Genomic DNA, 11742 nt, shown 5'->3' with positions numbered 1-11742 from the left:
ATCTGATGCTTGAGAAAGCAGCTGCTCTTGGCTTAGACGAATCGAACCATCTTCGTCGATTGAGTACGCTAGGTCACCAGACACAGGCGCATCATCAACGGCAGTCACACTTACGTCGATGTTTGCTGACACCGTATCGGTGCCGTCAGAGACATCGAAGCCGAAGTTGACGTCGCCATTGAAGTTTTCATTCGGAGCAAAGGTGTACGTACCATTACCGTTATCAGTAAGAATACCGTCGCCGCCATCGTAGGTCACACCTTCAACCGTTAGGTTATCACCTTCAATGTCTGTAGCGCCTGTTAATAGGTCTGAATCGGTGAAGATTAACGTACCATCTTCTTCAACGCTGAACTGTTGATCTTGAGGTACTGGTAAATCATTTACTGGGTTAACGGTTAGGTCAGCCGATGCTTGAACCGTATTGGTGCCATCAGAGATATCAAAGCTGATATCGATGTCACCATTGAAGTTCTCATCTGGCGTGATGGTGAAACTGCCATCATCGTTTTGAGTAACGGTTGCATCACCGCCAACGGTTAGGCTGCTGGCCGTCAAGTCATCGCCTTCAACATCTGACGCTTGAGACAACAGCTGTTCTTGGCTCAGTGTGATTGAACCATCTTCGTTAACGTTGTAAGCCAAATCACCAGACACTGGCGCATCATTGATTGGCAGTACGTCAACATTGATGACGGTTTCAACTTCTGCACCGTCTTCATCACGAATGGTGACATCAAGCTGAACTTGGCCATTAAAGTTCTCATTCGGTGCGAAGCTACAAGTGCCATCACCATTTACTGAGAATATACCCTCAGGACCATCGTAGCTAATACCAACTAGCTCAACATCCCCTTCTACATCTGAGGCATTAAGCAACACTTGAGACTCACTGAAGTTCAGTACTGAGTCTTCATCAATGGTGTAAGACGTTGGGCCTGCAACCGGCGGATCGTTCACTTCAAGAACATTGATACCCGCAGTCGTCGCGTCAGTCGCACCATCTTCATCAGCAACAACCACATCCAGTGCAATTTCACCGCTGAAGTTCTCATTTGGTGAGAAGGTGTAAGTGCCGTTACCATTGATTTCAAGGACACCGTCACTACCAGAGTAAGTCACGCTGTCTATCGATACATCACCTTCAATATCTGAAGACGTTGCCAATAGTTGTGCATCAGAAATGGTAATCGAGTTATCTTCATTTACGGTGTAAGAAGTAGAACCTGCAACTGGAGGATCATTTTCCGGAGTCACGCTAACATCAATGTTTGCAGACACGGTATCGGTACCGTCTGACACATCGAAGCTAAAATTCACATCGCCATTAAAGTTTTCGTTTGGCGCAAAGCTATATGAGCCATCACCCAAGTCAGTCAGTACGCCATCAGTACCTTCATAAGTGATACCTTCAACCGTCAGGTTGTCACCTTCAATGTCTGTCGCACCAGAAAGGAGGTCAGCGTCGGTGAATACAAGAGTTCCGTCTTCCTCGATTTCAAACGTTTTATCTTCAGGAACAGGCGCGTCATTAATCGGGCGTACCGTTAAATCAATTGCGCTGCTAATCGTTTCTTGGCCGTCACTGATGTCGAAAGTAAGGTCAAGTTCACCATTAAAATCAGCTGAAGGAACAACGGTGAAAGTACCATCACCATTGTCTTGAACTGTTGCATCATCACCAACTTGAACGTTAGAAGCAACAAGCTCGTCCCCATCTACATCACTTGCGTATTCGAGTAATTGTTCTTGAGTGAATGTTATGGAGCCATCTTCACCCATGATGTAAGCCAGATCTTGTTCAGCTTCTGGCGCATCATTTTCACTTTCTACATTGATTTGGAAAGTTTCACTCGTCGTTTCAGAATCAAAATCATCTTCTACTTGATTTGTTGCTTCACCACTTTGGTCCTGAACATCGACTGCAAACGTTTCTTCTGCGGTTTCCGAATCTAGATTATCACCACCTTGTGACCCTTCAGAGTCTGTTGAAGAACTTGATGCTGCTGAAGTTTGTACTGCTTGACCTTGGGCTTGATTACCTTCTGCATCAACTCCCCCTTCAGATCCGGCAGCACCACCGCCACCTACAGCTTGTGCACCTGCACCAGAACCCTCACCACCACTTCCCGATGTACCTTCAGCGCTTCCTCCTTCAGAAGCAACACTATCTACCACATTGGATTGAGCTGCCTCTGAATCACTGCTACTTTCTGGCGTCTCTTCTTGCACAGCCGCACCAGAAGCCGAGGCATCTTCAGCATTACCTGCACCACTCGGATTTTCGTCTAAAGCCTGGTTAACTTCGTCTGCCGCATCCGCATTTTCAGCACCCGTCGCTATTGTCGACGCAATCGTGTTTTGTTGATTTTGTTGATTCTGCTGTTGGGAGGGCGTACCCGCGTCGTTCGTGTCCGTTTGTTCTACCGCGTCATTTAGATCTTCATTTTGGTTATTTTGGTTATTTTCGCCTGCCATTACAGCCTCCGTTGCTACTAGCTAACTGATCGTATTTATAGAGGCATTAAAGGACATCATTTTGAAAAACCAATTTTTTATACAACATTTTTCATAATTTCTTTTTAAAGAGAAAGAATCAAAAAAAATTTGAAAACTGCCTTTAAAGATCCTTAGTTATTGTGATTAAAGCAATTAAGGCAGTGGAGCGATGATAGACATGACGAATTTGTTGCGCTCGGTCGACAACAACCACAAAGGGCTGCAATTGCTATTAGGCGACTTTTACAATGACTTTTCTGACGCAGCCCTAAATATAGAAGCGCTTCATAACGGTAATCATTTTGATGAACTCAATAGTTACTCAAAACGATTGAAGACCATCTTAACGTTGCTTTGCGACCAAGACCTTCCGCCAAAAATGGCCAAATTGGAATACTTGAGTAGACACGAGTTTCCTGCGCCGGAAGATCTAATAGAGGATGTAAAAACTGAATTGCACAACGTCAATCGACAAATCAACCACTTGTTGGATATTAAGGAAGTAATAGATGGCAAGTAACCGAGGTCAGTCATGAGCAATAACCAAATAGAACATCACCTCAGAAAAGCACTCGTTTCCAATAACGAGGCTTCTAAGGTCACAGCTGATGACACTATTGTGCTTGCTAGTGCCATGACCAGCGTTCACAAAACGTTGCTCATTATATTCTTGCTCGCTTTGGTCGCTATTGCGGTGGCGTCACAAGCACGTATCGATATTGTTGTTTCTGTACGTGGCGAACTGCTATTGGAATCGGATGTTGAGAAAGTTCAGCATTTAGAAGGCGGGATATTAGAAGAATTGTTAGTCAGAAAAGGGGAAGTCGTTTATGAGGGCCAACCTATCGCTCGAATACGCTCACTTGACCGTAACACTCAACTTGATACCGTCAATACTGAAATTATTCAGATAGAGCTCGATAAGATTCGTTATGAAAGCTTACGCGACATGATAGAGCCTAACTTCGACGCTTTCATTGAGAAATACCCTGAGCAAGTTCAGGTCAACATGAATACCTGGAGACAAGAATTCTCTAAAAACCGTTCAAATGAAGAACTCATTACACACGATATTAAGCACAAGAACTCGTTGATCAGTTCAATGTTAAAGCGTCGCAAAAGTTCAGAGAATCAACTCTCTCTGATACGTAAGCAGCTCAACATCAAAAACACCCTCTATAAAGAAGAGATGGCGTCTTATGTCGACGTTCTTAACATGAAAGTACAAGAGTCGAATATGGTGCGTGAGATTGAGAACCTTGACGAATCTGTGATGAATGAGCGTTTCCAACTCGACAAACTGGAAAAGCAACACCGTGACTTGGTTGAGAATCGAAACTCTGAGTACCAAGCACAAATCATTCAAGCGAACAAAGACCTCAAGCTAAAGCGAATCTTACAACCGCAGCATTCCGACAAGGTTGATCGCCTAGTCGTCTACTCGCCAGTCGATGGTGTGGTCGATAAACTTCACTTCAATTTCCGTTCTGCTGTGATTCCGCCAGGAGAAAGTATCGCCGATATTGCCCCAATAAATAATTCGTTACACGGTGAAGCGAAGATCCCACGTAAAGACATGGGATTTGTCGAAATTGGTCAGGCAGTGAAAGTAAAAATGGATACCTATAACTTTGCAAAATACGGGTTTGTTGAGGGAACCATCGCCTCAATCAGCCGTTCATCATACGAAGAAGAAGACGCTGAATTCTATTTAGCTGAGATTGAAATTGACCGAAACTTTCTTGAACGAGGAGGCACTCAATACAAGTTATCACCTTACATGGAGTTTACCGCTGATGTGAAAACAGGCTCGCGTCGCGTGATCGAATACGCTGCGAAACCGGTGATGTCAGCCATCGAGGATGCTTTCGATGAGAGATAATCAATGAGCGGTAAACCTTCGTACAATATTTCCATACCCGCCCTACGTCTAAGCATACTATTTAGCGTGGTATTGGCTGCGCTCGCTTTCTATTTATACTTTTCTTGGTCAAAAATAGATTCAGTCGCACAAGTGCAAAGCGCCCCACTGCTCATACAAGCCCAGAAGCTTAATCAGACCATAGAACAAGATATTCAAACTCTGCAACAGTGTTTAAGTACCAACACTTGCGGCACTAACGAATTCAACCTGGTTAACTTGAAGCTTGAAATTAATGAATTTCGCTCTTTAGCCTCGTTGAACAAAACCGAGTTCAGCTTGGTTGGGGCAACTGAATACACACAACTGGAATTGGCGATTAATCGTTTCTCCGATAGCGCAAAAACACGTAACGACGTATTAGGCTTGTACCTTTCATTGACCAATAACTATCTGCAGATGGACGACAACTATCGCACCATGTTTAACAACCATGCAAATGACTTAATGTCAGAAAAAAACGAGTTCTTTATCTGGTTGTTTATGGTGGTCGTGATATTGGCTGTGATTACGATTCTATCCAACTCAGTTGCTATGTTGAAGCTAAAGAAATCCAGTTCTAACGAACGCGAAATCGACTATGAATTCGATGCCCTGTATCAAGAGCTGAAGCAGCTAGATTTACAACGTCTTGAAGAGCTTCTTAATGAAGTTAGCATCAACCCCAAGCAGCGTCAGATTTACTCTCATCTCAAACTTATTTTCAGTAAATTAGAAGACCAAAAGCGCAATAACGATCTCTACAAACAGTTGTATGCGCTGATCGGTTATGAGATTCGCGGAATTACAAACACCATCAACGGTGGTGTCCAATATCTGGTTCAAGAAACCGATGAAAACGGCGTGTTGATGGCGAACGATATTACCTCTGCGTGTAGCACACTATCTGAGTTAGCAGAAAACTATAATCGCTTGATATCACAGGGTACGGAAAGCAAGTCGAAAGAGTTCTCTTTACTGAGCGTGTTATCTGAATTAATGATTCATATCAGTGCCAAAGTACAACGTAATGAAAGCCAACTTGACTGTTTTATCTCTGACAACTTACCGAATCGTGTTGCAGGCCAATCCACCAGCTTATTCTGGATACTGTTCCTTCAACTTTCTAACGCTATTCAACTCAAATCAAATAAGAAGCTGTTTGTGACGATTGAATCGGGTGCGGCTTCTGACATGGAAAACACCCGTGTCACCATCAACCTCAATTTCTTATCAACGCTGGATGTCTCTGTTGCCAAGCTCAATAAACTCCATTGGAGCGCACACAAAGATCATACTGCGAACACAGATGACTTAGCGAAAAGCGTTCTGAAGGATTACGGATATTACGAGAGTCACTGGTTCCAATCAGGGGCTCAGGAACGTTTCCAGATTGAACTGGATCTTAAGGCTAAGAACTTCCACACAGAGAAAACTCGCTTTGATGGCAAGCGTTTACTCTTGTGTGCAAATACTCAAGTTCGTATCGATGTGATGAAGAAAATGCTCAGTAACTTGGGGCTTGATATCACCGAGATTCGCACTGCAAATGAGCTTTTCTCTGCGGCGAAAACGTTCGGTGATTACGATGCGATAATGTTGACCGATACCTTTGAACCCAACAAACTGCCGTCGTTGAGTAAGACGGTGAAATCTCAGCTTAAGAACCACCCAAACACCAAGTTACTGTTGTCAGTAACCAATACTCAGCAAGCACAAGAATGTCATAGCTTCGTCGACAAGATCATCAACTCACCAGCCATCCCCTATGAGTTTATTCCTAACTTACTCACCATTATGGAAGCAGAAGCATCGGAAGAGCAGATGGAAAACAGCTCATTCCTTATCGTAGAGGATGACCGAGTTCAGCAGATTTTACTTAAACGGATTCTTACCAAACAAGAATATGAACCAGACATGGTTGGCGATGGCGCTGACGCAGTGAAACACTTCATGAATAAACGTTCAGACATCATTTTCATGGACTGCATCATGCCGGGTATGGGCGGCATTGAAGCCACAAAACGTATTCGCCAGTTTGAACAAGAAAACGAGAAGAACCCTTGTACCATCATAGGTGCAACCGCATTGACCAGCAGTAACGAACACCAGGCTTGTATCGAAGCCGGAATGGATTACGTGATCAGCAAACCTTATAAAAGTGACCAAATAATCAAGGTGATCAACAAGTATGTGGCGGTACAAAAACTTAACTAGCAGCATTATGGCTGCGCTTGCTTTAAGCACGACACCTTCGGCATCGGCGACTACCCTGCTTGAGGCGGTAGAACTCGGCCTGCAAAACAACCTATCCCTTCGCGCCAGTGATAAAGGTGTGGAAGAGAACGAATACAACATTGGGATCAGCCGATCTAAGTTTCTGCCTTCACTCAATGGTGCTGCCGATACCACATGGAACGAGAATGAAACCTTGCTATCGAGCGTTCCCGATAAAACCTCTAGCTATAACTCAAACAGTTACAGCCTTTCTCTTTCGCAATCCATATTCAATCTTAGTGACATTTTCAAATATGGGACAGCAAAACTCGACTTCAATATCGAAGAGATTAAACACGAGAACAAAATCCAAAGCACCATTTCGGAAATCGGTTCTCAATACTTTGAGTATTTGAAAAACAACGCCCAAATCAAAGCGACCAAGGTTGAGCTTAAATCGTCCGAAACGCGCGAACATCAAATGCGACGTAATGTAGAGCTTGGTAACACCGCAGCCAGTGAGCTTTACGAAGTGATCGCTCAGAAAGAAGGCGTGTCGAACCGATTGAGAACCTTGCAAAAAGATCGACGTGTCATTATCAACGGGCTCTCTATTCAAATTCAATACCCTATTACTCCGTCGCAAGACATATACGAAAGCGTGCCTTTAAAAGAGATAAACGAAACAGAGCAACGCTCGATCATGGATCAGGCGTTAAAGCTCAATAACGATTTATTGGTAGCAAAGAAGACCGTAGAGAGAAGCCGCAGAAGCTTAAAAGAGAGCGGTACGAATTTCTTACCGACCGTGTCGCTTTCAGCCAGCTATCGACACGATGATGCCAATAATTTCGACAGATTAGATCCAACAGCGACAGGCGAAAGTAACTCAACCAGTGTTGGCTTAAACCTCGCCGTGCCTATCTTGTCCGGTGGTTCTGATTACTATGGTTATCAGAAATCATCAACGGCCATCGAGCGTACTGAACTGCTTTACCAAGATGCGCTTTACACCACACGTAACAGCGTGAATACCTCCGTGCTCAACATTAACGATTTCTCGCAATCTATAAGCAGTTACGAAAACATCATTCGCGCCAACTACGCGTCTTATAAAGGGATCCAAAGGGCCTACCAATTAGGCACGCGTACCATCACCGACTTGCTGGCGGCGGAAAGTAAACTGTTCAGCGCGTTAAGAGACTACGAAAGCGCACGATACGACTACATCATCGAGACCATCAAGCTTGAGCAAATTAAAGGCATACTCTCGATTCAATCTATCGAAAACGTGATGCAATTAATGAGCGATATTGAAGGTCGCGACAATCAAGATTTGGTGCCGAAACATCTTATCTCAACGGATTCATTGAGGAAAGGAGGCCGTAATGCAAACTGAGCAATTTTCGCAAAATATCAACATGGCAGATAAGTGTTATCTGACTTTCTCAACGATAATATCGACCCTGTTTGGTTTGGTACTGCCCTTCTCTATTCTGATCATTTTTGACCGAGTGTTACCCAACCAAGCACAAGATACGCTGTTCTTATTGTTCGCGATTATTTTGATTTCCATCTTCCTCGACTACCACTTAAAAAGTCAGGAAGAGAAGATATCTTCCGTCATCATGAGGCAGTTTGAAACCAACCTAACCAACAAGGTATTCCAATCCATCTGTTTGGCAGAAATCTCTAAATTCCGTCGTTTGGAGCCAGGCGAATACCTAGAACGAATCTCAACGATTCCTGAACTTAAGACCTTCTTTGGTGGAGAATCGGTTCGAGCGCTTATCAACCTTGCTGTTAGCGTGATTACTATACTTATCATCGGTCTCATCAACATATGGGCTGGTATTACCCTTCTAATTGCCTCGGCCGTCTTAGCGATTTTCGCTTGGAGCCTTTCCAAACAGAAAATTGGTAGCTTGCAGAATAAGTCAGACATCGAAGGGTTAACTACCTCCAAAATCATTGAGATCATCTCTAGCCCGCTTGATATTAAAGCGCGAAACATGGAGTACCGCGTTGAAAGCCTGATGACACAAATGGTCGAAGAGCGTGAAGTGGAGAACATCAAATATGAGCAAATCGAGTCGAACTTTGGCTTGATTTTGGCGCTCATCCAACAGCTATCCATTGCTTGCGTTGTTGTGGTCTTGGCGACTGCCGTAATCAATATGGAATCGAGTCAAGGCATCATGGCCGCGATCATCATGCTAACCAACCGTTACTTTGCGCCATATCAACAGGTAATGAGAACCGCGAGCCGCTGGGAGTTAAACAAACTCCATATCCAACGTATCGCTGACCTCCTTGAATTGGCCGCCTCTGTTGAACACCAACATGAAACAACAGAAGTTGAACGTATTTCGGTTAAGTATTCTGAAAAGCAGCGTATCGAGTTCGAACTCGGACAAGCCTATTTGCTGACAGGGAAAAGTGGTTCAGGTAAGACCCACCTCGCTAACTGTATTACGCGTCAGAACAGTGATAGCAAACTCGATATCATGATTAACGACACGCCTTTGGATGACGTCAATTACAACGTTTGGCGTAACAGTGTTCTGATGGTTGATAAGACCAGTTCGTTCGTAGAAGGGACGATTATCGATAACCTGACCTGTTTCCGACCAAGCTTGAATAACACGGCGTTTGCACTGTGTGAAACCATGAACATCAAAGCGCAAATTGATGGGCTTCCTGCCGGGTTTTATACAGAACTCAAAGGCCATATGCGTAACCCATTCTCTCGCCAAGTTGGCTACGCCTTATTATTAGTTCGTGCCCTGCTCGCCAGTAAGCGTGTATTGATATTCGATGACATCGATTGTGTCTTTGATGAGGAATTTGCGAGAGTCGTTCTCACCAGTACGGCTTATCGCGCCAATGACAAAATATTGATCATCGCCAGCAATAAAATGGACAAACTTAATCACCGCCTCAAACGCGTAAAACTTACCGGAGGTGACCAATGAGTATCCTAGTTGACTTCAATAATGTGCCGCAACGTGTCTTGGATTTTGAATCTAGTGGATACGACGAACGTTACAGTCAATCGCCACTTATTCGTGGTTTGGCCTACACCCTGATAGCACTCGAATGGGAAGGCACACCCGCAATACTCAGCGATGCTTTTATTCCAAAACCCAAAGATGGCGACAGCTTTACAGCAACCATAGAGCGCCTTGGATATCGCTGTGATGTTACTAAACTAAAGACACTCGAGAATATCGATAAGCACCCACACCCATGCTTTATTGAAATAGAGAATCTAAGTGCGATTTTCTTAGGCACCAAAGATGGAAAGTTGCTGCTGTTTGATTACACGAACAACAACACCATTGAATACCCAATGTGTAAAAAGCCCTGCTTGCTGATTGCGATTAGCGAATATTCTCGTCTGTTCCGCGAACCACCTCCGGAATCGCAAGACAGAAGTAATTGGATTAAATACGCTTTCTATCGTTATAACAATGAACTTAAAAGCCTGATCATTCTGAGCTTCGTCATCAGTATTCTCGGTGCATTGCAGCCATTCTTTATTATGAGTGTATATAACTTCGCACTGACTTCGAGCTCCGAAGCCACACTCTATTGGTTAACCTTATTCGCCATTATTGTTGGCTTCTCGGAGTATTTCTTTAAAAAGATGCGGGTAAATATCATTGCCACGTCCGGTAAAGATCTCGCCGTGCACATCTCGCAAGCCGTTATATCTAAGCTGCTGTGGCTACCTTATGCGATGACATCTACAGCTGGGGTCTCTTCTCAGTTAGCGCGTTTGAAAGATATCGATACCTTCCGACGCTTGGTGACCGCAGAATCAACGCTTAGCTATTTTGATATGCCGTTTGTGATTGTATTTATCATCGCCATTGCTCTGATGTCTGGTACAGCGGCATTGGTGGTGATGGGCGGCTTAATACTGATGTTAGTGTTCTGTATTTACTCGCGCTATATCTACTCGCAAGCCACATCCAAAAGTTCGCGTGCCAATGCGATGGTTTCGTATCAATGGAATGAAATTCTTCGTGGTATCAAGACTATCCAAGGCCTGCCTTTACTTCGTGTCGTTCAATCTCGATTCAGCGCATCGCATATGCAAAGCACCAGCGATGCAGAGAACGTTGCCGTAACGAACAGTAAGATTCAGGCCGCTGGCGGTAGTTTGATCCAAGTGATTGGCACAGCAAGTATCGTGACTGCAGTTATTGGCGTGATGGAAGGTACTTCTGATGCGGGTGCCATGCTCGCGACCGTTATTCTGGTTTGGAAAGCGTTAGGCCCAATCATGGGTATCTATAACTCAATTTCCAAGTTCCAGTCGATCAAAGCTTCGTCCGCACAGATCAACAATTTAATGTCGATGAATGACGACAAATTAACCTTAGAGAAAAGCCCGCCTATTCGCCTGTTCCAAGGCAGCATCGTGGGCAGCGGTGTCAGTCACCGATACGCGGGAGCAGCAACCGGCTTAACTAACTTGGGGTTCAAAATCCCACCCAGTGCCAAAGTGGTCATTTGTGGCCCTACGGGCTGCGGTAAAACCACCTTAATTTCAATCATTGCTGGGTTAGAAGACCGCTATCAAGGCGCTGTATCTGTCGATGGTTACAACATTAAACAGTTCAATAGCTACCGTTATCGCACGTCGATTAACTACATCCCTTTCAATTTGCATATTTTTGAAGGCTCACTTGAGACCAACTTCATTTTACACAACGGACTGATTCCAACAGACAAGATGCAAGAGATGATCAGCTTCTTCGAATTAGATGAATGGCTTCCGGAAGGCTTGGCTACTCAGTTAAGCGTGGATAAATGCAAAAGTCTTCCGAATGGAATTCAACAAAAACTGCGTCTGGTACTTGGCCTAGGTAACTGTGAGCAATCTCTGATTATCATTGATGAACCGTTCAACGGTGCAGAGCAAGAAAACGCTCAATACTTTAATCGCCTGTTCTCCGATAAATTGTTGAATAAGACCGTGATTTTTTCGACTAACGACCCTGGTTTGATCGCAACATCAAACATGAGTTTAGTGTTAGAGCCGGATGGAAATTTGAAATATTTTGGCTTAACAGACAAATACTTAAACAGCTTAAGCTAAAACCTCAACGCTTAAT

7 protein-coding genes are annotated in these 11742 nt (G+C 44.1%); 6 read left to right on the top strand and 1 reads right to left on the bottom strand.

Annotation, left to right across the window (positions count from 1 at the left end; translation table 11 throughout):
* Window positions 1–2478, bottom strand: a 2478-nt coding sequence (locus AB4209_RS09575) for a cadherin-like domain-containing protein (protein ID WP_372055684.1), incomplete at its 3' end; no start/stop codon positions are given.
* 190 nt (window positions 2479–2668) lie between these two features.
* On the opposite strand from AB4209_RS09575, the gene AB4209_RS09570 reads away from it, so the two are divergent.
* From AB4209_RS09570 to AB4209_RS09545, 6 genes are read left to right on the top strand one after another with little or no spacing between them, the layout of a single operon-like run.
* Window positions 2669–3019 (top strand): hypothetical protein, encoded by a 351-nt coding sequence (locus AB4209_RS09570; protein ID WP_102393130.1) that lies wholly within the window; start codon window positions 2669–2671, stop codon window positions 3017–3019.
* A gap of 12 nt (window positions 3020–3031) precedes the next feature.
* Window positions 3032–4381, top strand: a complete 1350-nt coding sequence (locus AB4209_RS09565; protein WP_017060459.1) for an HlyD family type I secretion periplasmic adaptor subunit — start codon at window positions 3032–3034, stop codon at window positions 4379–4381.
* A 3-nt stretch (window positions 4382–4384) separates the two neighbouring features.
* Window positions 4385–6616 carry a response regulator gene (locus AB4209_RS09560; protein ID WP_102393129.1) on the top strand — a complete coding sequence of 744 codons (2232 nt, stop codon included), beginning with the start codon at window positions 4385–4387 and terminating at the stop codon, window positions 6614–6616.
* Complete coding sequence (locus AB4209_RS09555; protein ID WP_102393128.1) at window positions 6591–8015, top strand: TolC family protein; 1425 nt, start codon at window positions 6591–6593, stop codon at window positions 8013–8015. Before AB4209_RS09560 ends, AB4209_RS09555 begins: the two co-directional genes overlap by 26 nt.
* Window positions 8005–9591 (top strand): ABC transporter transmembrane domain-containing protein, encoded by a 1587-nt coding sequence (locus AB4209_RS09550; protein WP_102393127.1) that lies wholly within the window; start codon window positions 8005–8007, stop codon window positions 9589–9591. The genes AB4209_RS09555 and AB4209_RS09550 overlap by 11 nt, the downstream gene beginning before the upstream one ends.
* Window positions 9588–11726: an ATP-binding cassette domain-containing protein gene (locus AB4209_RS09545; protein WP_102393126.1), complete on the top strand. Its 2139-nt coding sequence runs from the start codon at window positions 9588–9590 to the stop codon at window positions 11724–11726. Before AB4209_RS09550 ends, AB4209_RS09545 begins: the two co-directional genes overlap by 4 nt.
* The last annotated feature ends 16 nt before the right edge of the window (window positions 11727–11742 follow it).

Origin of the sequence: Vibrio sp. 10N.286.48.C11, assembly GCF_041469805.1 — a bacterium.
GTDB classification, from domain to species: domain Bacteria; phylum Pseudomonadota; class Gammaproteobacteria; order Enterobacterales; family Vibrionaceae; genus Vibrio; species Vibrio crassostreae_C.
This window is presented reverse-complemented; position numbering and strand designations above follow the sequence as displayed.

Coding starts and splice junctions, on each gene's coding strand:
- AB4209_RS09550 (WP_102393127.1), top strand. CDS start 8,005: ATGCAAACTGAGCAATTTTCGCAAAATATCAACATGGCAGATAAGTGT.
- AB4209_RS09545 (WP_102393126.1), top strand. CDS start 9,588: ATGAGTATCCTAGTTGACTTCAATAATGTGCCGCAACGTGTCTTGGAT.
- AB4209_RS09570 (WP_102393130.1), top strand. CDS start 2,669: ATGATAGACATGACGAATTTGTTGCGCTCGGTCGACAACAACCACAAA.
- AB4209_RS09555 (WP_102393128.1), top strand. CDS start 6,591: ATGTGGCGGTACAAAAACTTAACTAGCAGCATTATGGCTGCGCTTGCT.
- AB4209_RS09565 (WP_017060459.1), top strand. CDS start 3,032: ATGAGCAATAACCAAATAGAACATCACCTCAGAAAAGCACTCGTTTCC.
- AB4209_RS09560 (WP_102393129.1), top strand. CDS start 4,385: ATGAGCGGTAAACCTTCGTACAATATTTCCATACCCGCCCTACGTCTA.